This is a genomic window from Streptomyces sp. 71268 (genome assembly GCF_029392895.1).
Taxonomy (GTDB): domain Bacteria; phylum Actinomycetota; class Actinomycetes; order Streptomycetales; family Streptomycetaceae; genus Streptomyces.
Genome location: NZ_CP114200.1, coordinates 5,785,687 through 5,809,586, shown reverse-complemented (window position 1 = coordinate 5,809,586; position 23,900 = coordinate 5,785,687). Strand labels below are relative to the sequence as shown.

Sequence of the window (23,900 nt, the reverse complement as noted above, 5' to 3'; positions counted from 1 at the left end):
CCTAGCCTCGGCCGGCGCCAGCCGCGCCCTCGGGTCCGGGTCGGCGCGTCAGCGGTGGCTGGCCAGCACCTTCGTCAGCCACGCGCGGTGCGCGGGCACGGAGGTGTACACGCCCGGGCCGGTCGCGCAGTGCGGGTCCGCGTCACCGTCGCCGGAGGTCGTGCCGACGAGCTGCCAGCGCCCGTGCACGCGCTGGATCTGCGGGCCGCCCGAGTCGCCCTTGCACGCCATGGCGTCGGGGACGCGGCTGGTGGTGCACAGCTCGGTCGCGGCGTCGATGTCCTGGCACGCGGAGGCGGGGGCGCGGCGCGTGTTCAGCTCCTGGAGCCGCTCGGGGAAGACCCAGTCCTTGAAGTCCAGCTCGTCCACGACGGTGCCGAAACCGAGCACCCGGGTGGGCGCGCCCACCCGCGCCTCGCGGTCGGCCATGCGGATCGGCTGCTGGCTGACGGGGCGGTCCAGCTTGAGGAGGGCGATGTCGTGGTGCGAGCGCACGGGGCTGCTCACGTCGTACGCCGGGTGCACCACCTTCTTGACGATCTTGCGCACCGTGCCGCCGGAGTTGCGGTGCTCGCTGCCGATCCGCACGGTGCCCTTCGGGTGCGCCCCCACCGTTTCCGGCTGCTGGGCGCAGTGGCCCGCGGTGACCACCCACTGCGGGGCGACGAGCGCGGCCCCGCACACGCCGTCGACGTCCTTCCCCTCGCCCTCGCCCGTCTCCAGGGCCATGGGGATCGAGGCCATGAACGGGTACGCCTGGGTGGAGTCCTTGCCGTTGATGACGGCGTGGGCGCTGGTGCTGGCGGTCGTCGCGCACAGCGCGGTGGCCGCGCCGACCATCGCGGCGCGGACCAGCAGCCGGCGCGCCCGTCGGGGGCGGCGGGTCGGCTGGGAGGTGGGGCTCGGCGGGGTGTTCTGAGGCATGACGAAGTCCCTTCGCGTGCAGGTTGGTGGAGCGCCCGGGCGGTAGGGCGTTCCCCCTGTTCCGCGGCGCGTTCCCCATCCTGCGCGAGGCGACGGGGGCCGAAGAACCGACGCTGGTGCCACCCCTGGTTAAATTCTGGCCATGCCCGTGGTCGCACTGCTCCTCCTCGACGGGGTGCCCGCCCACCAGGTCACCGCCGCCGGCATCGTCTTCGGCTCCGCCTCCCCCGTCGCGTACCGGCACGCCCCGTACGACCTGCGGTTGTGCTCCGCGTCCGAGGACCCGAACGGCGCCCCGGCCGACGTGGCCACCGAGGGTCCGGGGTCGGTGCGGATCGCCGTCGACCGGGGGCTGGACGGCCTGGCCGACGCGGAGACGGTGATCGTCACGGGGCACGCTGGGTTCCGGGCGGAGCCGTCGGCCTCGGTGGTGGAGGCGCTGCGGGCCGTCGCCGACCGTGGCGGCCACGTCGGCGCGATCGGCACCGGGGTCTTCCTGCTGGCGGCCACCGGGCTGCTCGCCGGGCGCCGGGCCACGACGCTGTGGCGGCACGCCCCGGAACTGGCCCGCCGCCACCCCGAGATCACCGTCATCCCCGAGGAGTCGTTCGTGGCCGACGGGCCCTTCCTCACCTCCGCCGGGGTGTTCGGCGGCAAGGAACTGTGCCTGCACGTCATCGAGCAGGACCACGGCGAGGAGGCGGCCGTCGAGGCGGACCGGCACCTCTTCCTGGCCCTGCCCGACCCCGCCGAGGCGCGAGGAGGCCGGATGATCGAGGAGACCGGGGAGACCGGGGAGCCTCTGGGGGGCAAGGGTGCACATGGGACTGAACGTGCGCAGGGGGCGCAAGGCACTCAGGGGGGCGATGGGGCCGGCGAGGTGGAGGCCGTCGCGCGATGGATGGCGCACCGGCTCGACCGCCCGCTGATCCTCGCGGAGATCGCCGACCAGGCGGGCATGAGCGTACGGAGCCTCACCCGGCGGTTCCGCGCGGAGACCGGCCTCTCGCCGCTCCAGTGCCTGCTGCGCGCCCGCGTCCGGCGGGCCCAGTGGCTGCTGGAACGTACGGACCTGCCGGTCGGCCAGATCGCGACGCAGACCGGCCTCGGCACCCCGGCCAACCTCCGCCACCACTTCCAGCGCCACAACGGCACGACCCCCGGCACCTACCGCGCGGCCTACCGCTCGCTGGCCGGCATGTTCGCCGCCGCGGTAGGCACCGAGACGGACGCGGCGGACGCGGGCGAGGCGGAGGCTGGGGAGACGGACGCGGGTGGGGCGGACGCGGGTGGGGCGGACGCGGGTGTGACGGGGGCGAACCAGGCAGACCGGGCGGGCCGGGCGGGCGCGGTCCCGGCGGCAACAGAAGGGGCGGCGGAAGCGGGCGAGCACGTCGCGCCCGGTGGCCCGTGCGGCCCACCAGACCGCACCTGACCAGCGAAGACGCCCACCGGACACATCACGTCACGGTGTTATAGATAACTGCTATCTCCACGCGACCAACGCGGACCGGTACCGTCGCATTCGGCTGCCACCCGTGACCCCCGGGCCACCATCGCCTCGCCCGGCCCCTCCCCCCTACCCCCCACCCACGGGTCACGGCAGTCCTCACGGAGCACCACATCCACCGGCTCCCCGGGCAGCGGAGGACCGTCGGCGCTTGCCGTCGAGGGTCCTCCTCCGCCCGTGTCCTGGTCGCGACGGCGGGACGTACGACTCCCGTGGCGGGTCCTGTCCCAGACCCCGCCCCGGTCGGTCACCCCGCACCGCCCGAGCGACCCGCTCACCGGCCGGCTCGCCCCCGTGGCCGCGCCGGCTCGCGGCGCCGTCGAGTCCCATCCATCGAGTGGAGATGTGTATGAATTCCCGGAAGATCCTGAGAGCATCGCTCGCGCTCTGCACGACGGGCCTGCTGTTCGGCTCGGGCGTACAGGCCGCGTCCGCGACCGACCAGGCCGACGAGCGCGGCGCGCAGGCCGCGGCCCGGGTGGTCACGTACGACTCCAGCGGTGCCGCCGAGTTCAAGGACGCGGTCACCCAGGGTGCCGCGGCCTGGAACGAGAGCGTGCAGAACGTCCAGCTCAAGCCGGTCCAGCCGGGGCAGCGCGCCAACATCATCATCGTCGCCGACAACGGCTGGCCGCGGGCCCAACCCACCTCGCTGGGCAACGGCCGGGTGTGGATAGGACGTCAGGCCGTGAACCAGGGCCACAACACCGTCCGCATCGCCTCGCACGAGCTAGGGCACATACTCGGCCTGCCCGACGTGAAGCCGGGCCCGTGCTCCAGCCTGATGTCCGGCGCGTCGGCCGGCACGTCCTGCACCAACCAGTACCCGAACGCGCAGGAGAAGGCCTCGGTGGAGCGGAAGTTCGCCGGCTCCAAGGTGTACGCGCGGGACGTGGCCTCGAAGTTCGCGCTGGCCGTCTACTAGGACTTGTCCGGCCGATCATGCGCGGAGCCAGATGACGAGGGTTGCGGCAGTCGCGGTGCCGAGGAAGACATAGCCGCGCTTGTCGTAGCGGGTGGCCACGGCTCTGGCGTGCTTGAGCCGGTTGATCGCCCGTTCGACGGTGTTGCGTTTCTTGTACCGCTCTTCGTCGAAGCCGGGTGGCCGTCCGCCGCGTGACCCTTTGCGCAGGCGGGCGGCCTGGCTGTCGGCCTTCTCCGCAATCGTGTGCCGGATGCCCCGGCGCCGCAGATACTCGCGGCAGGGGCCGTTGCTGTACGCCTTGTCGGCGGCGATGCTGTCGGGGTTCTTGCGCGGCCTGCCCGGCCCGATCCGCGGGACGCGGATCTTCTCCAGCACGGGCTTGAACTCGGTGCAGTCCGCCCGCTGTCCCGGTGTGATGCTCAGGGACAGCGGGCGGCAGCGGCCGTCCGCGCTCAGGTGGAGCTTGGTGGTGAACCCGCCCCGCGAGCGACCCAGGCCCTCACCTCCTGCACCACCTCCACCAGGCGGGCCACCAGACTCTGCCACGGAGTTTCGCCCTGGTGTTCTGCCGGTGCCTCCCCCTTTGAGGCGGGAGCCGGCGGTGGTTCGGTGCGGGCGCCGGCGGCGTGTTGATGCGCCCGCACGATGGTGGAGTCGACCGAGATGTCCCAGTCGATCTCCCCGGCCGCGTCCGCCTCGGCCTGAACCTGCTGGAGTAGGCGTTCCCAGGTTCCGTCGGCCGACCACATGCGGTGGCGTTCATAGACGGTCTTCCACGGGCCGAACCGTTCGGGCAGGTCACGCCACTGCACGCCGGTCCGCACCCGGTGCAAAATCCCGTCGATCACCTGCCGGTGATCCCGCCACCTGCCACAACGCCTGTTGCTGACGGGCAGGAACGGCCGCAGCCGTTCCCACTCCGCATCCGTCAGATCACCCCGCCCCATGTCCACATCAACGACACGGCGGCGGAGCAGTCGCATGATCGGCCGGACAAGTCCTAGGTCCGCGCGGGCCGGGCCGCCCCCGGGCGGCCCTCGGGTGACCCGGCGGGGTCGTACGGAGCGAGCGACCCCGCGGGCCACCACGGCCCGTACGACGGCCCGGCCTCGGCGGAGGCACACGGGCCGCGTGCGGCCGATCCCCATCCGCCCGGGCGCGCCCGCGCGCGCCCGGGCCCCCTTGGGGAACCTTGGGGGAAGGACAACGGCGGTGGGGAGGCGGGCTGTGCCCGCCTCCCCACCGCCGACGCCTTGACGCTCGCAGACGCTCGGCCTCTCGGTGCTCGAACTCGCCCGGAGGCCGAACTCGGCTGTTCTAGAGGTCGAACTCGCCGGGCGCGATGTCGAGCGCGTAGCAGACCTCGCGGACGACGGCCTGCTCGGTCAGGTCGAAGTCGCCGTCCGCGCCGCCGATGACGATGCCGATCTGGATGACGGCGCGCGCCTCGACCGGCTTCTTCTTGACCTTGCCGATGTCCTGGATGAGGGACACCTTGCCGAACTCGAAGTCGGTGGCCAGCTTGTCGAGGTACTCGTTGAAGCGGCGCTGCAGATCGTCGGCGGGGAAGTTCTGGAGCACGTCGTTGGTGGCGATCAGCGAGGCGACGCGCTGCCGCTCGGAGGGGTCGACCGACCCGTCGGCGGCGGAGACCAGGGCACACATGGCCATGCTGGCGTCCCGGAACGCGCCGCTCTTGAGGTCGTTCTTCTTCGCCATCAGCTGGGTCTGCATCGAGGACGCGGACTCCTTGAGCTTGTCCCACAGGGCCATCGGTAACTTCTCCTCGTGTCATCGGCGGCGGCCAGAGGCGCCCTCGGCGACGCCATGGGTTCATCTACAACGATGTAGAAGCTAGCAGGCTCAGCACCCGCCCGCGGCCGGACCCGGCGCCCCCGCCCACGCCGCGCGCCACGGGCGCTGCCCGCGTTCGGTATCGCGCCGCCGGCCACGCCCGCCCACCACGCGCCCCCGCCCCCGCACCAGCCCACATCCGGCCCCCCGGAAGCAGAGGGGCGCACGCCGGGCCGAGGTCGCTCGGCGCCGATGGCACAGCGGATGCCGGGCCCTGCGCCGAACGCGGGCCACGCGCTCCCTGCCGCCCGCGCCAGGCCCGCCCAGAGAGCCGCGCGCCGTCTGTCTGCGGCGGGGCGCGCGCGCCCGCGTACGCCGGTCGCCCGGTCCGCCGTGGGGCGCGGCGACACTCACGCCCGGGCCCAACTCCCGGGCCCGGGAATAGCGTTGCCCACGTGGCGGTAAAGCATCGGCCATGTCCGACGGGCCCGCGGGGCCTCTCCCGGGTGGCCGGTTTCTCATGGGGCGCGGGGGGCGCGGGGCGACCGGTGGGGTGGGGGTGCGCGGGGGCGGTGGGACGCTGCCGGGCATGACATGGACGCAGGAGGTCAACGGGCGGGTGCGGGGCCTCGCGCCGGCGTGCTTCGCCCCGGTCATGGCCACGGGGATCGTCTCGCGCGCCCTGGCGACCAGCGGTGCGCGCCGCCTCTCGTGGCCGCTGTTCGGGCTCGGCCTGGCGGGGTTCGCGGTGCTGGTGGCGGCCCTGGCCTGGCGGGTGCTTGCGCACCGGGCGTACCTCGTGGCGGACGCGGACGCGCCGGCCAGGGTGTTCGGCTTCTTCACCTTCGTGGCCGGCTCCGAGGTGCTCGCGGCGCGGCTGGCCGGCGCGGGCGCGCGGGCCGTCGCGCTCGCGTTGTGCCTGGTCGCGGCCGTGGCCTGGGGGTGTGTCGCGGCGCGGACGGCGCGCACGCTGCGCCGCTCGCCGCACGCCGCGCGGGCCGCCGACGGCACCTGGTTCCTGTGCGCGGTCGGGCTCCAGTCCGTGGTGGTGGCGGGGGCCGCGCTGGGGCCGGGGATGTGGGCCCGGGGCGTGCTGCTGGGCTGTTGGGTGGCCGGCCTCGGGCTGTACGGGGCGGTGCTCGGCGCCGTCGGCTGGCGGTTGCGCCGGCATCCCGTGCCGCCGCCGGCCCTGACGCCCGCGTACTGGGTGGCCATGGGCGCCTGCGCGATCAGCGTGTTGGCGGGTGCGCAGGTGGTCGGGCTGGGCTGGGCACCGGGGCCGCGCCGGGTGCTGGTCGGGGCGCTGTTCGCGCTGTGGGGATGGGCGACGCTGCTGCTTCCGGTGCTGGTCGCGGCCGGGTACTGGCGGCACTGGCGGCACCGGGTGCCGGTGCGCTACGAGCCCACCCAGTGGTGCGTCGTCTTCCCGCTGGGGATGTACGCCGTGGCCAGCCGCGCGCTGGCCGAGGTGTCCGACGCGCCCGCGCTACGCGCGGTGGGCGGCGCCGTGACCTGGGTCGCGGGCGGCGCGTGGCTGCTTGTCGCCTTGGCCATGGCGGGCCTCCCCCTGAGATTCACGCGTCGTACACCGTCCGCGCCAACGAACTCGCTTGGTTCCGGCCAAAATCAGTTTTAAAAGGCAAGCAAAGCTCGGTGAGCGGTCACGTCAAGAACCTCGGTGACCGCTTCCGCACGCTCCGTGCGCTGGTCCACGCTGCGCTGAGCAATCGGCAAGCGGCTGAGAGGGGGCCCATGGTGGCCTCGAACAAGTTCGGGCTGCGCGTGGGGCGTTCGGCTGACGCCGCCGAACGCGCCCTGCTGGCCATGGGGAAAATGCTCAACAAGGCGCCGGTCAGCCCCGACTCCCGCGCGGTCTTCCGTACGGACCAGAGCGTCAACGACACCCCGTACCGCGACCGTTGGGCGCACGACAAGGTGGTGCGCTCCACGCACGGGGTCAACTGCACGGGCTCGTGCTCCTGGAAGGTCTACGTCAAGGACGGGCTGATCACCTGGGAGACGCAGGCGACCGACTACCCGACGACCGGCCCCGACCGGCCCGAGTACGAGCCGCGCGGCTGCCCGCGCGGGGCCTCGTTCTCCTGGTACACCTACTCGCCCACCCGGGTCCGCTACCCGCACGCGCGCGGCGTCCTCGTCGAGCTGTACCGGGAGGCCAGGCAGCGACTCGGCGACCCGGTGGCGGCCTGGGCCGAGATCACCACCGACCCGGACAAGCGCCGCCGCTACCAGTCGGCGCGCGGCAAGGGCGGCCTGGTGCGCGTCGGTTGGGACGAGGCCCTGGAGATCGCCGCCGCAGCCCACCTGCACACGCTGCGCGCGCACGGCCCGGACCGGATCGCCGGCTTCTCGCCCATCCCCGCCATGTCGATGGCCTCGCACGCGGTCGGGGCCCGCTTCCACGCGCTGATCGGCGCGCCGATGCTCTCCTTCTACGACTGGTACGCCGACCTGCCGGTCGCCTCGCCGCAGGTCTTCGGCGACCAGACGGACGTGCCGGAGTCCGGTGACTGGTGGGACGCGGCGTACCTGATGCTGTGGGGTTCCAACGTCCCCGTCACCCGCACCCCGGACGCGCACTTCATGACCGAGGCCCGCTACCGGGGCCAGAAGGTCGTGGTCGTCTCGCCCGACTACGCCGACGCGACGAAGTTCGCCGACGAGTGGCTGCACCCGCACCCGGGCACCGACGGCGCGCTGGCGATGGCGATGGGGCACGTGATCCTCACCGAGTTCTTCGTCCAGCGGCAGGTGCCGTACTTCCTCGACTACGGCAAGCGGTTCACCGACCTGCCGTTCCTGGTGGAGCTGACACCGCACGGCGCCGACGACCACACCCCCGGCAGCTTCCTGACCGCCGCCGACCTGGGCCTGGACGAGGGGGACGAGCCCGGCGCCGGCCGCTACAAGCCGGTCCTGGTGGACGCGGTCACCGACCAGGTGGTGGTCCCGAACGGCACGCTGGGCGAGCGCTGGGGCAAGGGCGGCGAGGGCCGCTGGAACCTGGACCTCGGCGAGGTGGACCCGCTGCTGACCTTCCACCGCGCGGACGGCGAGGGGCCGAGCGCCCGCGTGGTGTTGCCGCGCTTCGACTCCGAGGAGGCGGGCTCGCTCAGCCGCGCGGTCCCCGTGCGCCGGATCGGCGACCGCCTGGTGACCACCGTCTTCGACCTGCTGCTCGCCCGGTACGGGGTGCGCCGCGCGGGCCAGGCCGGCCAGTGGCCGATCGGCTACGAGGACGCGTCGGTGCCCTGCACCCCGGCCTGGCAGGAGACGATCACCTCGGTGCCGGCCCGGGCGGCGATCCGCACCGCGCGGGAGTTCGCCCGCACCGCCGAGCAGACCCGCGGCCGATCCATGATCGTGATGGGCGCGGGCACCAACCACTGGTTCCACTCCGACACCATCTACCGCTCGTTCCTCTCGCTGCTGCTGCTCACCGGCTGCCAGGGCCGCAACGGCGGCGGCTGGGCGCACTACGTCGGCCAGGAGAAGGTGCGCCCGTACGCCGGCTGGCAGCAGTTGGCCACCGCCGCCGACTGGGCCCGCCCCTCCCGGCAGATGGCCGGCACCCCGTACTGGTACGTCCACACCGACCAGTGGCGGTACGAGAACGCGCCCGCCGACGCGCTGGCCTCGCCCGCCGGGCAGGGCCTGTTCGCCGGCCGGCACACCGCCGACCTGGTGGCCGAGTCGGCCCGGCGCGGCTGGATGCCCTCCTACCCGACGTTCGCCGGCAACCCGCTCGACCTGGGGGCCGCCGCCCGCGCCTCGGGCCGCGCCCCCGCCGACTGGGCCGCCGACGAGATCGCCGCGGGCCGGCTCGGCTTCGCCTGCCAGGACCCGGACGCGCCGGAGAACTGGCCCCGGGTGCTGACCGTGTGGCGGGCCAACCTGATCGGCTCGTCCGCCAAGGGCAACGAGTACTTCCTGCGCCACCTGCTCGGCGCCGCCGACAACGCCGACGCGGACGAGGTTCCCCAGGGCGCCAGGCCGAAGGAGGTCAGGTGGCGCGCACAGGCGCCGCGCGGCAAGCTCGACCTGCTGCTGGCGCTCGACTTCCGGATGACGTCCACGACGCTCTTCGCCGACCTGGTGCTGCCGGCCGCCACCTGGTACGAGAAGCACGACCTGTCCAGCACCGACATGCACCCCTACGTGCACGCCTTCTCGCCCGCGATCAACCCGCCCTGGCAGGCCCGTACCGACTTCGACATCTTCCACGGCCTGGCCCGCAAGCTGAGCGAGCTGGCCAGGGGCCGCCTGGAGGTCGCGTACGACCTGGTGGCCACCGCGCTCCAGCACGACACGCCGGGCGAGGCCCCGCCACCGGGCGAGACGCTGCCGCAGTTCGCCCTGGTGGAGCGGGACTACACCGCCATCGGCGACAAGATGGCCGCCTTCGGGCCGCTGGCCGAGCGGGACGGCATCGTCGTCAAGGGCATCACGGTGCGCCCGGAGCCGGAGGCCCGCTGGCTGGCCCAGCGCTGCGGCACCGCGACCGAGGGGCCGGCCGCCGGGCGCCCACTGCTGGACACCGACGTCAAGATGTGCGAGGCGATTCTCGCCCTGTCCGGCACCACCAACGGGCGGCTCGCCGCCGAGGGGTTCACCGCCCTGGCCGAGCGGGTCGGCGAGGGCTCGGGCCTGGCCGAGCTGGCCGCCTCCGTCGCCGAGCGGCGCATCGTCTTCTCCGACACGCAGGCCCGCCCGGTGCAGGTCGGCGCGAGCTTCGAGTGGTCGGGCAAGGAGGGGGCCGAGCGCCGGTACGCGCCCTTCACCATCAACACCGAGCACGCCAAGCCCTGGCACACCCTCACCGGCCGCCAGCACTTCTACCTCGACCACTCCTGGATGGCCGAGTTCGGCGAGCAACTGCCCGTCTTCCGCCCGCCGTTGAACATGGCCGCGCTCGGCGAACGCCCCCGCAAGGGAAGTGGCCAGGAGCGCTCGGTCACCGTCCGCTACCTCACACCGCACTCCAAGTGGTCCATCCACTCCGAGTACCAGGAGAACCTGCTCATGCAGACCCTGGCCCGAGGCGGCCCGGTCATCTGGATGAGCCCGCAGGACGCCGAGGCGATCGCCGTCGCGGACAACGACTGGATCGAGGCCGTCAACGCCAACGGCGTCGTGGTGGCCCGCGCGATCGTCTCGCACCGCATGCCGGCCGGCACGGTGTTCATGTACCACGTGCAGGAACGCCTGGTGAACGTGCCGAAGTCGGAGGCGACGGGCCGGCGCGGCGGCGTACACAACGCCCTGACCCGCCTGCTCATCAAGCCCACCCACCTCATCGGCGGCTACGGCCAGCTCTCCTTCGCCCCCAACTACTACGGCCCCACCGGAAACCAGCGCGACGCGGTCACGGTCATCCGCCGCCGCTCGCAGGAGGTCGACTACTGATGCCCCCGCGCAAGGCGCCCATCGGCCGGGTGATGGCCCAGGTCGCCATGGTCATGAACCTCGACAAGTGCATCGGCTGCCACACCTGCTCGGTCACCTGCAAGCAGACGTGGACCAACCGGCAGGGCACCGAGTACGTCTGGTTCAACAACGTCGAGACCCGCCCCGGACAGGGTTACCCGCGCCGGTACGAGGACCAGGAGACCTGGCGCGGCGGCTGGGAACTCAGGCGCGGCAAGCTCGTCCCCCGCTCGGGCGGCCGGCTGCGCCGGCTCTCGCGGATCTTCGCCAACCCGGAGCTGCCCGAGCTGTCCGACTACTACGAGCCGTGGACGTACGACTACGCCAACCTCACCGACGCGCCGCTGGGTGACGACGTGCCCACCGCGCCGCCGCACTCCCAGATCGACGGCCGGCCCATGGCCGTCACCACCGGCCCCAACTGGGACGACGACCTCGGCGGCGGCCCCGAACACACCGCGCGGGACCCGCTCCTGGAGCGCATCAGCGAGACCGTGCGCCTGGAGTACCAGGACGCGTTCATGTTCTACCTGCCGCGCATCTGCGAGCACTGCCTGAACCCCTCGTGCGTGGCCGTCTGCCCGTCCGGAGCGATGTACAAGCGCGTCGAGGACGGCATCGTCCTGGTCGACCAGGACCGCTGCCGTGGCTGGCGGATGTGCGTCAGCGGCTGCCCGTACAAGAAGGTCTACTTCAACCACTCCTCCGGCAAGGCCGAGAAGTGCACCTTCTGCTACCCGCGCATCGAGGCCGGCGAGCCCACCGTGTGCTCCGAGACCTGCGTGGGCCGGCTGCGCTACCTCGGCGTCATCCTCTACGACGCCGACCGGGTCGACCGGGCGGCGGCCGTACCGGACGAGAAGGACCTCTACGAGGCCCAGTTGGAGTGCTTCCTCGACCCCGGCGACCCGGAGGTGATCCGCGCGGCCGAGGCGTCCGGCATCCCGCACGACTGGCTCACCGCCGCCCGCCGCTCCCCCGTACACGCCCTGATCAGCCAGTACCGGGTGGCCCTGCCGCTGCACCCGGAGTACCGCACGATGCCGATGGTCTGGTACGTCCCGCCGCTGTCGCCCATCGTGGACGCGCTGTCCAAGGGCGGCCACGACGGCGAGGACGCGGCCAACCTGTTCGGCGCCATCGACACGCTGCGCATCCCGCTCTCCTACCTGGCCGAACTCTTCACCGCCGGCGACGTGGAGCCGGTGGCCGCCGCCCTGCGCCGGCTCGGCGCCATGCGCGCCCACATGCGCCACCACAACCTCGGCGAGGAGCCCGACCCCGCCATCGCGGCCAGCGTGGGCATGGATCCGACGGCGATCGAGGCCATGTACCGGCTGCTCGCCCTGGCCAAGTACGACGAGCGCTACGTCATCCCCACCAGCTACGTCGCCGAGCCCGGCAGCCCGCTGGACACCGGGTGCAGCCTGGACGGCGACGGCGGGCCCGGCATGTACGAGGCCGACGCCTTCCACACCGCCCCCGGCGCGGGCCCCGAGCCCGAACACGCCGGGCTCGCGCTGCGCGGCCGGGTCAACCTACTGAACTGGAACGGCTCCGGCCGCCCGGACGGTCTCTTCCCGGAGGCCACCGCGTGAGCGCCCGGCAGACGGCGGCAGGCACGCGCGGCCCACGCGTCGCGCCAGCGGGGCCGGCCGCATGAGCGCGCCCGCCATCCACCAGGCGGCGTCGCTGCTGCTCTACTACCCCGACCAGGACTGGCACGGCCGGCTCGACGCGGTCGCTGAGCAACTGCGCACCACACGCCACCCGGCCGCCGGGCCGCTGCTGCGGTTCTGCTCCGAGGCCGAGCGGGTCCCGGTGCTCGAAGCCGCCGCGCACTACACCGACGTCTTCGACCGCACCCACCGGCGCACCCTGCACCTGACGTACTACACCGACGGCGACACCCGCCGCAGGGGCGGCGCGCTCGCCGCGCTGCGCGAGGTCTACCGCGCCGCCGGCTGGGAGCCCGACCCGGCCGAACTCCCCGACCACCTGCCCCTGATGCTGGAGTTCGCCGCCCGCTGCCCGCGCGCCGGCACCCGGCTGCTGCGCGGCCACCGCGCCGGCATCGAACTCCTCCGGCTGGCGCTTGAGGAGCGCGGCACCCGCTACGCCCACGTCCTGGACGCCGTCAGCGCCACCCTGCCCGGCCCGCGCCCCGCCGACCGCGCCGCCGCCCGCAGGCTGGCCCGTACCGGGCCGCCCACCGAACACGTCGGCCTCGAACCCTTCACCGCCCGCCCCCCGTCCTGACCAGGCCCCGCGACGCCCCACTCCTCCCTGCCCCCCGCCACCCAACTCCCCCGACTCCCCTCAACCTGCCCGACCCCGCCGTACCCTCCCCTGCCCCGCGCACGGGGAGCCGCCGCGAAGGAGCCCGCTGGTGGACCACCTGCACACCGCGCTGTGGGGCGTGCTGCCCTACCTGACCCTGAGCTGCCTGGTCGGGGGCACCGCCTGGCGCTACCGCTACGACCGGTTCGGCTTCACCACCCGCTCCAGCCAGTTGCACGAGAACCGGCTGCTGCGCGTCGGCTCGCCGCTCTTCCACTTCGGGCTGCTGCTGATCCTGATGGGCCACGTCGTGGGCCTGCTCGTCCCGGAGAGCTTCACCGAGTGGCTGCGCGTCAGCGAGACCCAGTACAGCACCGGCGCGCTGGTCGCCGGCAGCGTGGCCGGCCTGATGGGCACCTGCGGCCTGGCGATCCTGGTGACGCGGCGGCTGCGCGTGACGGCCGTACGCCGGGCCAGCTCGCGCGGCGACCGGGTGCTGTACCCGGTGTTGGGCGCGACGATGGTCGCCGGCCTGATGAACACCATGGTCACCCCGGCGACCAGCGACTACGACTACCGGCTCGGCGTCTCGGTCTGGGTGCGCAGCCTGTTCACCCTCGACCCGGACGTCTCCCACATGGCGGACGCGCCCCTCCAGTTCCAGGTCCACGCCGTGCTGGCGATGGCCCTGTTCGCCCTGTGGCCGTTCAGCCGCCTGGTGCACGCCTTCACGGCCCCCGTCGGCTACCTCTTCCGCCCGTACGTCGTCTACCGGACCCGCGCCCGCCGCACCCACGGCCCCTACTCCCCCGCGACGGCTACCGCCCGCGCGGAGCCCAGCCCCGGGGCGGCGAGCGGCGGACTCCCCTGGCGGGGACGGGTGCGGGGACGGGTGCGCGTTCTGGTCCGGGGCGCGGCGCGGGGCGGTGACGGGCGGGCTGCCGGGCGGGCGTGTTCACGCCGCGTCCGGCCGGGGTCGCAGGCCGAGCAGGACGTCTTGTACGAGTTCGGCGCTGTGCCTGACCGCGTCGTCGCCGAAGCCCAGGAAGTGCCGGTAGTGGATCGGCGCGTAGAAGAGGTCGACCATCACGTCGGTGGGCACGTCGGAACGGAGCTGCCCGGCGGCGACGGCGGACTCCAGGCGGGCCCGGCACTCCGCGATGCTGGGTTCGAGGACCGTCTCGCGGAACGCCTTCATCAACGCCGGGTCGTTCTGCGCCTCCCCGACGACGCCCTTGAAGGCCTCGCTGATCCGGCCGGTGACCAGCCGCTGGCTCACCGCGGTGATCTGCGTCGTGAGGTCGGCGGCGATGTCACCGGTGTCGGGGAAGGCGAAGTCGTCGCCCAACTCCTCGCGCATCGCCTCCAGCACCACCGCGCCCTTGGAGCGCCACCAACGGTAGATCGTGGGCTTGCCCACGCCCGCCTGGGCGGCGATGGCCTCGATGGTCAACTTCGCGAAGCCCTTGCGGTTCACCAGGTCGAACGCCGCGTCGAGGATCGCCCGGCGGGCGCGCTCGCTGCGTCGTTCACTGTTCGGGTCGGAGATCATGCGCCTCACCCTACTGCTCGCGTGACGTTACGTTTCGTTTTGACAGGACTCCCGGAGTGATCTAGCGTCGATTGACGTTACGGAACGTTTCGTAACGCCAGCACGCGAGGTCGCCGCGCCTCGCCACCACAGGGGAGAGAGATGTCCAGCAACGACAGCGCGCCCGCCACCACGGAGCGCATCGAGAAGATCGCGACCGCGCCGGACTGGTACGCGCCGTACCGGATATCGCAGGCCGTCCGGGCCGGGGGCTTCGTGTACGTGTCCGGGCAGGCGGGCTTCGAGGAGGACGGGACGACCGTCGAGGGCGGGTTCCTGGCACAGGGGCGGCAGGCGTTCCGGAACGTCGGACGGGTACTGGCGGCGGCCGGCCTGACCTTCGCGGACGTCGTCAAGGTCGGCATCTTCGTACGGGACATGGCGGCGAACCTCCCGCACGTGATCACGCTGCGCGGCGAGTTCCTGGCCGAGCCCTACCCCGCCGACACCCTCATCGAGGTCGTCTCGCTGGCCCAGCCCGACTGGCAGATCGAGGTCGAGGTCATCGCGCTGGACCGGAGCGCCGCGTGACCGCCGGGACCGTGACGGGACGGGCACAGGGCGCGGGAGTGACGGAAGGGGGCGGGGACGTGCGGGAGTTGCTGAGGCCGTACCGGGCGGGCCGACTGGAGCTGGCGAACCGGTTGGCGATGGCCCCGATGACACGGGGCCGGGCCGACGACGTGACGGGGGTGCCGAGCCCGCACGCGGCGACGTACTACCGACAGCGCGCCGGGGCCGGGCTGCTGATCACCGAGGGCGTGTACGTCAACGCGCTCGCCAAGGGCGGCCCCGGCATCCCGGGCCTGGTGACCGACGCGCAGACGCGTGGCTGGCGGGAGGTGACCGACGCGGTGCACGCCGAGGGCGGCACGATCTTCGCCCAGCTGTGGCACGTGGGCCGGATGACCCACCCGCTGACCCTCCCGGACGGCGCGCTGCCGGTGGCCCCGTCGGCCGTCGCCATCGAGGGGACGCGGATCTACACCCGGGACGGGCTGCTCGACCACGTCACCCCGCGCGAGCTGACCGTCGACGAGATCGCCCGCACGGTGGAGGACTTCGCGTCCGCCGCCCGGCGCGCGGTCGCGGCGGGCTTCGACGGCGTGGAGATCCACGGCGCGAACGGCTACCTGATCCAGCAGTTCATCGCCGACAACACCAACCTGCGCACGGACGCGTACGGCGGCTCGGTCACCGGCCGCCTGCGGTTCGCCATAGAGGTCGTCGAGGCGGTCGTGGCCGAGGTCGGCGCGGACCGCGTGGGGCTGCGCGTCTCGCCGGACAACGCCGAGAACCAGCTCGCGGAGACCGACGCGCGCACCACGTACCGCGCGCTGGTCGACGCGCTGGACCCACTGGGCCTGGCCTATCTGCACGTGTTGCGGAACGGTGCCTACGAAGCCATCGCGGACCTGCGGACGCGCTGGTCGGGAACGCTCGTCGCCAACACGAACGGCCCCGTGCCGAGCAGCCCCGGGGCGGGGGCGCGGCTGGTGCGGGACGGGCACGCGGACGTGATCGCCATCGGCCGCCTGTTCATGACCAACCCGGACCTGCCCGCCCGCCTGGCCCACGGCACCCCGCTCGCTGGCCCACCGACGGAGAACGTGTACGGGGGCGGGGCGGAGGGTTACACCGACTACCCGGCCGCGACGGACGCCCCCGGGGTTCCGGCGGGCGCCTAGCCACCCACCCACGGCCCGGCCCCGGCCCCGCGCGCCCCCCGCCGTACCACACCCGATCCCCACCCACACGGATCGGGCGCATCCCACCACACCGGCGGGCCGTGCGGCCTACGCTGCCCGCAGTGTCCCGCTCGTCCCACTTCTCCGGAGGGCCCGTGTCTCGTGAAGCGTTCTGTGTGGCGGCCGACTGTCGGGCGGCGTCCGGCGGGGTGGAGCGGCAGGAGGAGGTGGACGCCTGGTGTCTGGACCATGCCGAGCGGCACCCGGGGCACGACCGGTTCCGCCGCGTCGTCACCGAGTACCAGCTGTTCGGCGAGGCGCAGACGGATCGCGGGAGTGCCGACAACTGAGCCTGACAGCAAGCTAGTTGGCGTCGCCCCCGGTCGACGCCACCTCGCCCAGGCGGACCGGGTCGCCCTGGCGTACGCGGCCGGGGCGGATGACGCGTGCGTAGACGCCCGCGCACGGTTGGGGACCCATGCCCGGGTGTGGTTCGACGCGGTTGTGGGCGGCGGGGACGCGTAGGGCGTGGGTGTCCCGGGGCAGGGGGCCGTGGGCCAGGGTGGGGATGGCGCAGCGCGGGGTGGTGGACAGGATGTGCAGCGTCAGTTCGTCGCCGATGTGCAGGTGGCGGCCGACCCAGGCGTTCTCCGGGAAGGCGGGTGATGGGGTGTGGGCACCCGGCGTCGGGGGTTCGGTGGGGACGGACACGATGATGTTGGGGCGGTAGCGCTCGGCCTCCACGGTGCCGCGCGGGCTCAGTTGGGCTATGTGGGCCAGGGTGGCGGAGGTGATCAGGTGGAGCGGGGCGAAGTCGAAGAAGGTGCCATCGGGCGCGCCCGTGCCGATCTCGGTCTCGTCGTGGCCCACCTCGGCGTCGATGCCGGCCGCCAGCACCTCCTCCGGCTTCGAGCGTTCCAGGGTGGCGCCGGGCGGCGGGGTGTGGGCCACCCGGACCGGTGCGCCGAGCAGTTCGCTGAGGACGGCGTCGGTCTTCGCGTCGGTGGCCAGCAGGGTGCGGCCGTCGGGGAGGGTGATGCGCACGGGCGGCCCGTCGGCGCCGGTGTCACCCTCCTGGTCCGCGTCCCCCACCGTGGCCGAGAGGGTGAGCAGGTCGCGCCAGAGCCGTGGGTTCTTGGCACTGGCGATCTTGCCGGTCTCGCGGTGCACCAGGGCGATCCGCCGGTCGTGGCGCAGGCCGCGCGGCGTGACGTCGGCTACGGCCAACTCCTCGCCGAGCATCGACTTGACGGGGTAGCGCCGCAGCGTACGTACCGTGCCCAGCATCGGTTCCGCTCCTTTCGCCCACCCCGCGCGCCGGGGCGAGACCTGTCGACCGTACCCAACGCCCGGTCGCGGAAGTCCCGGTGGTGGTCGGCCGGTTGACCCGCCGCGTCACGCGTGCCAGGGAGCCCCCGTCACCTGGTGGTCCGCGTGTTGGAGTGCCTCGACCACCAGGCGGCGCAGGTGGCCGTCGCGCAGCGCGTACACCGCGTGCCGGCCCTCCTTGCGCGCCTGCACCACGCCGGCCAGGCGCAGCTTGGCCAGGTGCTGGCTGACCGCCGTGCGGGTCGCGCCGCTGGCCGTGGTCAGGGCCGTGACGTCGGCCTCGCCCTGGGCGAGGAGCCACAGCAGGTGCAGCCGGGTCGGGTCGGCGAGCAGTGCGAACACCGTGGAGGCGACGTCCAGTTGCCGCTTGCCCGGGGTGCGCTCGTGCGCGGGGTGTGCAACTGAGGGCTCTTCGCGGAGCGGCATGCGCCCATCGTACGGCGGGCCGCGCGGGACGACCCCGCGCGTGCGGGGCGGCCTCGGGGGCGGACCGGGTCCGCCGCGCCAGGGCTCGGCCCGCCGCGCTGAGGCCCGACGGCGCACGTCAGTCGGGGTCGGCGTTCGGTGCGGCGGCGGCCGGGGCCGGCGCGATCGCGGTGCCCGCCACCGCCGTGGGTGGGGCGGCGGGGCGCGGGCGAGCCAGCGGGGCGCAGCCCGCGATCTTGCGCAGGGCCGCGTAGGTGGCCTCGGGCTGGTCCATCACGACCAGGTGGCCGCCCGGCACCCAGCGCGTGCCGCGCGCGGCCAACTGGTCTGCCAGCTCCGTCAGGACGGCCGGCGGGCTGACCGGGTCGTCGGTGCCGCCCAGCAGGTGGACCGGGGGGCCCACCGGCTCCGGGTTCCAGCCCCTGCCGCCGAGCGCCGCCAGGTCGCGGCGCAGTCCGGGCAGCAGCAGCCGGATCACCAGCTCGTCGGGCAGCTCCAGTTCCGGGACGATGCCCCGGGCGCGGGCCACCGAGAGCAGCGAGTGGTCGTCGAGGCCGGCCAGCGCGTAGCGGGGTGGCCCGGGGCGGGGTGGGGCTGACAGAACCAGCCGCAGGTCGGCGGGCCAGTTCGGCGCGTGCCGCTGGGCCATCCGGTGCGCCACCGCGGCGCCCAGGCTGTGTCCGAGCACGATGCCGGGGCCGGCGAGGTCGGTGGCGAGCAAATCGGCGTAGAAGTCCGCCAGTTCGTCCAGGTCGGGCGGCGTGCCGTGGGCGTGGGCGGCGGGTGGCTGGGCGGCCACGACCGTCCAGTCCTCGGTGACCTGGCGCACCAGCCGCGTGAACGACCTGGCCGAGCCGCCCGCGTACGGCAGGCACACCAGGCGGTACGGTCCGCCCTCGCGCAGCACCAGTCTGTCCGGCCCGGTCCTCATCGGGTGGCTCCCGTCGGTGTCGTGGTGGGGGTGGCGCCGGTGAGGAGGAGGGCGGTGGCCGCGCCGTCCGGGTCGAGGCCGAGACAGAGCGCGAGCGGGGCCGCGGGGGCGGTGTTGGTGTTGGTGTCGGTGTTGGTGTTGCTGTCGGGGCCTGGCGGGATCGGGGGTGGGGCCGTGGTTCTGGTCAGCGCCTCGACCGCGACCGCGAAGGCCAGCGCGCCGTCGGCGCCGCCCGTGGTGCCGGTGGTGCCGGCGGCGGTCAGGTGGGGCAGCGCGGGCCCGAACACGGCGGTGACGGCGGCGCGTTCAACGGCGCCGGCCGGGGTGTGGGGGGCGGCGACGGTCACCGCGACGGCGACCTCGTGCGCGGCCCGGCCGGCCTCCCGCAGCGCCGCGCGCGCGGCCTCGGCGCCCGCCTCGGCGAGGTCCGGCGCGCCGGGCACGGCCTCGGGGTTCGCGGACGCGGTCTCCCCCGGCCCGCCGCTCGGCCTACCCGCGCCTCCGGCGGCGTACGCACGGGCCGTGGCGCACACGTGGGCCACGGCCGGGGCGTGTACGGGGCCGTCCGGGGCGGTCAGGACGACGACGGCCGCGCCCTCCCCGGCCGGTGCCGCGCTCTCCCCGGCCGGTGCCCCGGCGGGCTCGGCTGCCGCGTCCGCCGCCGGTGGTGGGCACGCGGCCGACAGCGAGTCCACGCCGCCGGCGATGACCGCGTCGCAGCGTCCCGTACGCACGTGCTGGACGCCCAGCGCGATGGCGTCGAGGCCGACGGCCGCGCCCGAGGTCAGGGTGAGGTTGGGGCCGCGCAGGCCGAGGTGGATGGAGAGGGCGGCGCCGGGGGCGTTGTAGCTGGACCGCGGGCCCCAGACCGGGTTGACCGGGCCCGCGTCGGCGCCGGCCCGGTTGTGGATGGCCACGTACTCGCTGCGCCCGGCGTGCAGCGTGCCGGTGAGGACGCCGATCCGGGCCGGGTCGGCGCCGCGCAGCGGGACCGGCGGCGGGGGCGGCGACGAGGCTGGTACGGGCCGCGCCGCGCCGGCCCGGGCCGGCGCGGCCTGGGGTGGCTGGCCCGGCTCGGCCGTCGCCGGGGCGTCCTCGGCGGTGGTCAGGGCCGCCTGCGCGGCGCTGAGCAGCAGCCCCGTGTCCCGGCCGATGGTGCGCCTGGCCCGGGCGTCGACGTGCGGCGGGAGCGTCAGGGGCGCGGTGACGTGGGCGGCCTCGACGTCGCGGGCGCTGTCCTGGTCGGGCCGCCAGTTCGGGCCGGCCGGGATGGCGCCGGCGACCAGCGGCACGTCGCGCACCGTGACCGGTCGGGCGCCGGCGAGCAGGTCCTCGTACAGCGCGGCGACCGAGGTCCCCGCCGCGCTCACCACCCCCACCCCGGTGACCGGCACCGGGCTCGTCCGGGTCGTGTCCTGCGTTGGCACGTCGTACTCCTTGGGGTCTTCCGGCGGTGCGCGGCCCACGGGCGGGGCGGTCGGCGTCGGTGGGCGGGGGCGGGGCGGGCCGGGCGGCGCGCGGGTCCGGGCCGGGCGGGTCGGGCCAGGCGGCGGGGTGGGTCAGTCCGTCGGGGTGCCGAACACCACCGTCGCCGTGTTGCCGCCGAAGCCGAACGCGTTGCTGAGCGCGACGCGCACCGGCAGATCCCGGGCCGGGCCACGGACCAGGTCCAGGTCGCGGCAGCGGTCGTCCACGGTGCGCAGCGTCGGGTTGCCCGGCACCCGACCGCGGGCGATGGCCAGCACGCAGGCCACCGCCTCCAGGGCGCTGGCCGCGCCCTGCGCGTGGCCCAGCATGCCCTTGATGGACGAGGTGGCCGGGCGGGCCCCGGCGGCGCCGAAGTAGCCGGCGAGGCAGGCCGCTTCGGTGGCGTCGTTGACGGGCGTGCCGGTGCCGTGCGCGCTGACGTAGTCGACGTCGCCGGGGGTCAGCCCGGCCCGGCGCAGGCTCTCGTCCACGCAGCGCAGCAGGGCGTCGCCGGCCGGGTGCGGGGCCGTCATGTGGTGCGCGTCGGCGGCCATCGCGTGGCCGCGCAGCTCGGCGATGACGGTGGCGCCACGGGCGCGCGCGTGGGCCAGCGACTCCAGGGTGAGGATGCCGGCGCCCTCGGACGGCATCGTGCCGCGCCGGTCGCGGTCGAAGGGCCGTACGACCTCCGGCTCCACGGCGCGCAGGGTGGTGAAGAGTTGGAAGACGGCCTCGGCCAGCTCGTCCACGCCGCCGGCCAGGACGCAGTCCGCCTGCCCGCTGGCGATCAGGTCGGCCGCCAGGCCGATGGCGGTGTTGCCGCCGGCGCAGCCGGCCGCGAGGACGTGGCGCGGGCCGCGCAGGCCGAAGCGCTCGGCGGGCCAGGAGGCGAGCAGGGCGGGCGCGTCCCAGCGGCGGTCGGTGGCGGTGTCGGCGCCCCGGCGGCGCAGCTCCTCCAGGTGCGGGCGGGTGCCCATGACGGTGCCGATGACCAGGCCGACCCGGCGCGGGTCGGTGGCGGGCAGCACCTTGGAGGAGTCGAGGGCGTCGCGTACGGCGTGCTCGGCGTAGCGCAGGGAACGCGGGGTGAGCGTGCCGTCGTCGGCGTACGGCGTGGTGAGGTGTGGCGCGCTGACCTCGGCGGCCAGGTGCGTGGGGTAGGCGTCGGCGGCGAACCGGGTGATCGGCCCGGTCGCCACCGTCCCCGAGGTCACCGCGTGCCAGAACCGGTCCACGTCGCAGCCGAGTGGCGAGACGACGCCGAGACCGGTCACCACCACCCGCTCCGACTCCGGCACGGCTCGCCCCCGCGGTGCCGCCCGTCCCCTCGGCGTGGCGTCAGCCGACATGGCCGCCCACGTACCGCGCGAGGCTGTCGACGGAGTTGCCGAGGGCCGCCTCGTCGTCGGTGAGCCGGCAGCCGAAGCGGGCCTCGACGTGCGCGATGACCTCAAGCTTGTTCAGCGAGTCGGCGCCGAGGTCGTCGTAGAGGTCGGCGTCGACCGGCACCTGCTCCGGCGAGGTGGCCAGGACCTGCGCGAAGACCTCGCGCACGCCGGTACGGATGTCAGACTCGTTCAACGGTGCCCCCGCGAGACGACGGAACAACGGTCTTGGCCCACCTGTGCAGTTGGGCCCGGGTGATGGCCGGCGCCCAGTGCAGGCGTCGGGAGGCGAGGAGCCAGTGGCAGGCGCCGAGCGCGGCGACGGCGGCCGTGCCGGGCGAGGGCATCGCCGCGAGCAGGTACGCCGCCAGGAAGAGGAAGGTGTACGAGTGCATCACCTCGCGCGCCACCGACCGCTCCTCGGTCGACTTAGCCGCGCTCGCGCCGCGCACCACGTACGCCGAGACCACGACGCACGGCGTCACGGCCAGGCTGGCGACCGGCAGCAGGCGCAGCGCGACGAACACGGCGTCCAGCGCGAACGGCGCCACGACCAGGGCGTAGACGGCCGCGCCGCGGCCGAACCCGACGACGGTCAGCCACAGGCTGGAGTAGCCGAGCAGCCGGTCGCCGGCCACGTCGGTGATGTCCTTGATGCCGGCGAGCCCGAGGCTGAAGGTGGCGAGCACGGCGGCGGCCGGCAGCACCGGGGAGCCGAGCGCGTCGGCGTCCGGGGCGGTGGCCCAGCCGGTGACCATGGGCAGGACCAGCGGCATGACGAGGATGAGCAGCGCGAGGACGCGGTGGCGCTTGAAGGCCGGGCCGATCGAGTAGCCGACGGCGATGGCGATGTCCACGACGATCATCGCGGCGAAGGCCGGCTCGGGGTCCAGCGCGAACAGCGCGGCGCCGCTGGCCGCGAAGACCAGCCAGGCGCCCACGGCGATCCGGGTGAGCCGGCGCCAGCCGATCGCCTCGCACAGGGCGGTGCGCTCGGGCCGGTTGACGACGTCGGCCTCGCGGTCGGCGATCCGGTTGACGGACTCGGTGCCGACGCAGAAGGCGAGCCACATCGGCACGGCCGCCAGCGCGCGGGCCACGGTGAGGTGGTCCACGGCGGCGAGGCCGGCGAGGAACCCCATCCAGTAGTAGGCGGCGAACCGGCAACTGCAAGCGCGCAGCACCAGGAGCGGCAGGGGTGCCCGCGCGCCACGGGCGGTGCTCACGTCCATGGCGGCGGCCCTGCCGGCGACGGTATGCCTGGGGTCAATTCAGCGCTCCGGGTTCGGGGTGGTGCGGACGTGTGCGCGGACAGGTCCGCTGTGGGGCAGGCGGGTTGGCGGGCCGTGGGGCGGGCGCCAGGGGTGGGCCGAGCGGTGCCTGAAGCCGGCACCGCGGCCGGCGCGCCCGCCGGGTGACGGCCCGCCGGGCCGTCTGGGGGACGCGCTACCGCTCGCGCGGGGCCGGGTCCACCGGCGCGGGCCGCCGGCCGCGCCGCACGGCGCTGCCGTTGCCGACGTCGTCGTCTCGCATGTTCGTGTCCCCCGTACGCGCCGCGGGCGCCCCGGTCACGGGGCGGCGCCGCGCGTGGCATCGCCGTACGACCGCGCGCACCGGCTGGTGAGCCGCGCGCGGACGGATCCGCCCGGCTGGGCGTGGCGAGCAAACTACAAAGGATGGTCACCCTTGTTCAATAGCGATCGGCCTCGCTGACAGGCCCCTGCCATGGCGCGCGGGCGCGCACTGGGGGCTCGCGCCCGGCGCGAACCGCCGTCGTCCCGGCGCCGCGACGCCGCTCACCGACCGTCCACCACTCTTCGGGCGCGGGTGTATCGGCCCTGGTCGGGGCGGAGTTGGTGGGTTCGGGACGCGGGTGCGCGCGGGTGGCCGGTGGCGGGCGCGGGGCGCGCGGCGCCCGGCGATCGGCGCTCCGGGACGCGCCGCCGGTGGCCGTCTCGCATGGCGGAACGGGGCCGCCAGGGGCGGTCGGCCGCGCGGTCCCGGCAGGAAGCTGGCACGGCCGGCGCCGCGCCGCTGTGCGCCGATCGGGCGGACCCCGGCCGGCCAGCGTTTTCGTCCCCTACGTCCGGGTACCCGACGCCGTCGTCACATCGCCCCCACCAGTCACCTCAGCCACCACAGTCACCCACCCGACGCCGTCGTCACGTCGCCCCCACCAGTCGCCCCAGTCACCTCAGCCAC

General features: G+C 74.5%; 19 protein-coding genes and 2 pseudogenes. 10 read left to right on the top strand and 11 right to left on the bottom strand.

Going from position 1 to position 23,900, the window contains the following annotated elements:
* Nucleotides 1-48: 48 nt before the first annotated feature.
* Nucleotides 49-924, bottom strand: coding sequence for a serine protease (locus tag OYE22_RS23080; RefSeq protein ID WP_277322180.1), 876 nt, complete (start codon nt 922-924; stop codon nt 49-51).
* A 142-nt stretch (nt 925-1,066) separates the two neighbouring features.
* Between OYE22_RS23080 and OYE22_RS23075 the strand changes: the two genes are divergently transcribed.
* Nucleotides 1,067-2,359, top strand: a complete 1,293-nt coding sequence (locus tag OYE22_RS23075) for a helix-turn-helix domain-containing protein (protein ID WP_277322179.1) — start codon at nt 1,067-1,069, stop codon at nt 2,357-2,359.
* A 424-nt stretch (nt 2,360-2,783) separates the two neighbouring features.
* Entirely contained in the window at nt 2,784-3,359 is a 576-nt protein-coding gene (locus OYE22_RS23070; RefSeq protein ID WP_277322178.1) for a snapalysin family zinc-dependent metalloprotease, read from the top strand.
* 15 nt (nt 3,360-3,374) lie between these two features.
* Here the strand turns inward: OYE22_RS23070 and OYE22_RS23065 are convergent.
* Both OYE22_RS23065 and OYE22_RS23060 read right to left on the bottom strand, forming a co-directional pair.
* Nucleotides 3,375-4,306 (bottom strand): annotated as a pseudogene (locus OYE22_RS23065) (IS5 family transposase).
* Between the two features lie 370 nt (nt 4,307-4,676).
* The gene (locus tag OYE22_RS23060; protein ID WP_277322177.1) at nt 4,677-5,132 is read right to left on the bottom strand and encodes a TerB family tellurite resistance protein; all 456 of its coding nucleotides are present in this window, start codon (nt 5,130-5,132) and stop codon (nt 4,677-4,679) included.
* 610 nt (nt 5,133-5,742) lie between these two features.
* Here OYE22_RS23060 and OYE22_RS23055 point away from each other — a divergent pair.
* The 5 genes and pseudogenes from OYE22_RS23055 to narI form a co-directional block, all read left to right on the top strand.
* Nucleotides 5,743-6,789: a tellurite resistance/C4-dicarboxylate transporter family protein gene (locus OYE22_RS23055; RefSeq protein WP_277322176.1), complete on the top strand. Its 1,047-nt coding sequence runs from the start codon at nt 5,743-5,745 to the stop codon at nt 6,787-6,789.
* A 116-nt stretch (nt 6,790-6,905) separates the two neighbouring features.
* Nucleotides 6,906-10,580, top strand: coding sequence for a nitrate reductase subunit alpha (locus OYE22_RS23050; RefSeq protein WP_277322175.1), 3,675 nt, complete (start codon nt 6,906-6,908; stop codon nt 10,578-10,580).
* Nucleotides 10,580-12,199, top strand: coding sequence for a nitrate reductase subunit beta (narH, locus tag OYE22_RS23045; RefSeq protein ID WP_277322174.1), 1,620 nt, complete (start codon nt 10,580-10,582; stop codon nt 12,197-12,199). Before OYE22_RS23050 ends, narH begins: the two co-directional genes overlap by 1 nt.
* Nucleotides 12,200-12,260: 61 nt before the next feature.
* Nucleotides 12,261-12,860, top strand: a complete 600-nt coding sequence (gene narJ / locus OYE22_RS23040; RefSeq protein WP_277322173.1) for a nitrate reductase molybdenum cofactor assembly chaperone — start codon at nt 12,261-12,263, stop codon at nt 12,858-12,860.
* A gap of 130 nt (nt 12,861-12,990) precedes the next feature.
* A pseudogene (gene narI / locus OYE22_RS23035) lies at nt 12,991-13,662 on the top strand (respiratory nitrate reductase subunit gamma); the annotation flags it as partial.
* Nucleotides 13,663-13,836: 174 nt separating this feature from the next.
* Here the strand turns inward: narI and OYE22_RS23030 are convergent.
* Nucleotides 13,837-14,433: a TetR/AcrR family transcriptional regulator gene (locus OYE22_RS23030; RefSeq protein WP_277322172.1), complete on the bottom strand. Its 597-nt coding sequence runs from the start codon at nt 14,431-14,433 to the stop codon at nt 13,837-13,839.
* A gap of 141 nt (nt 14,434-14,574) precedes the next feature.
* Between OYE22_RS23030 and OYE22_RS23025 the strand changes: the two genes are divergently transcribed.
* The 3 genes from OYE22_RS23025 (at nt 14,575) to OYE22_RS23015 (ending at nt 16,510) form a co-directional block, all read left to right on the top strand.
* Nucleotides 14,575-15,003, top strand: a complete 429-nt coding sequence (locus tag OYE22_RS23025) for a RidA family protein (RefSeq protein WP_277322171.1) — start codon at nt 14,575-14,577, stop codon at nt 15,001-15,003.
* Nucleotides 15,004-15,062: 59 nt separating this feature from the next.
* A complete protein-coding gene (locus tag OYE22_RS23020) occupies nt 15,063-16,160 on the top strand; it encodes an alkene reductase (RefSeq protein ID WP_277322170.1) in 1,098 nt (365 codons plus the stop codon).
* Between the two features lie 155 nt (nt 16,161-16,315).
* Nucleotides 16,316-16,510, top strand: a complete 195-nt coding sequence (locus OYE22_RS23015) for a hypothetical protein (RefSeq protein WP_277322169.1) — start codon at nt 16,316-16,318, stop codon at nt 16,508-16,510.
* A 13-nt stretch (nt 16,511-16,523) separates the two neighbouring features.
* Here OYE22_RS23015 and OYE22_RS23010 read toward each other — a convergent pair whose 3' ends face one another.
* From OYE22_RS23010 to OYE22_RS22980, 7 genes are all read right to left on the bottom strand, one after another.
* On the bottom strand, nt 16,524-17,447 hold the full coding sequence (locus OYE22_RS23010) for an MOSC domain-containing protein (protein WP_277322168.1): 924 nt from the start codon (nt 17,445-17,447) through the stop codon (nt 16,524-16,526).
* 108 nt (nt 17,448-17,555) lie between these two features.
* Nucleotides 17,556-17,915, bottom strand: coding sequence for a metalloregulator ArsR/SmtB family transcription factor (locus OYE22_RS23005; RefSeq protein WP_277322167.1), 360 nt, complete (start codon nt 17,913-17,915; stop codon nt 17,556-17,558).
* A gap of 118 nt (nt 17,916-18,033) precedes the next feature.
* Entirely contained in the window at nt 18,034-18,846 is an 813-nt protein-coding gene (locus OYE22_RS23000; RefSeq protein ID WP_277322166.1) for an alpha/beta fold hydrolase, read from the bottom strand.
* On the bottom strand, nt 18,843-20,273 hold the full coding sequence (locus tag OYE22_RS22995; protein WP_277322165.1) for a beta-ketoacyl synthase N-terminal-like domain-containing protein: 1,431 nt from the start codon (nt 20,271-20,273) through the stop codon (nt 18,843-18,845). The genes OYE22_RS23000 and OYE22_RS22995 overlap by 4 nt, the downstream gene beginning before the upstream one ends.
* 132 nt (nt 20,274-20,405) lie before the next feature.
* Nucleotides 20,406-21,611 (bottom strand): beta-ketoacyl-[acyl-carrier-protein] synthase family protein, encoded by a 1,206-nt coding sequence (locus OYE22_RS22990; RefSeq protein ID WP_277322164.1) that lies wholly within the window; start codon nt 21,609-21,611, stop codon nt 20,406-20,408.
* Between the two features lie 40 nt (nt 21,612-21,651).
* Nucleotides 21,652-21,894, bottom strand: coding sequence for an acyl carrier protein (locus tag OYE22_RS22985; protein WP_176161719.1), 243 nt, complete (start codon nt 21,892-21,894; stop codon nt 21,652-21,654).
* Nucleotides 21,881-22,930: a UbiA family prenyltransferase gene (locus OYE22_RS22980; RefSeq protein WP_277322163.1), complete on the bottom strand. Its 1,050-nt coding sequence runs from the start codon at nt 22,928-22,930 to the stop codon at nt 21,881-21,883. The genes OYE22_RS22985 and OYE22_RS22980 overlap by 14 nt, the downstream gene beginning before the upstream one ends.
* Between the last annotated feature and the right edge of the window lie 970 nt (nt 22,931-23,900).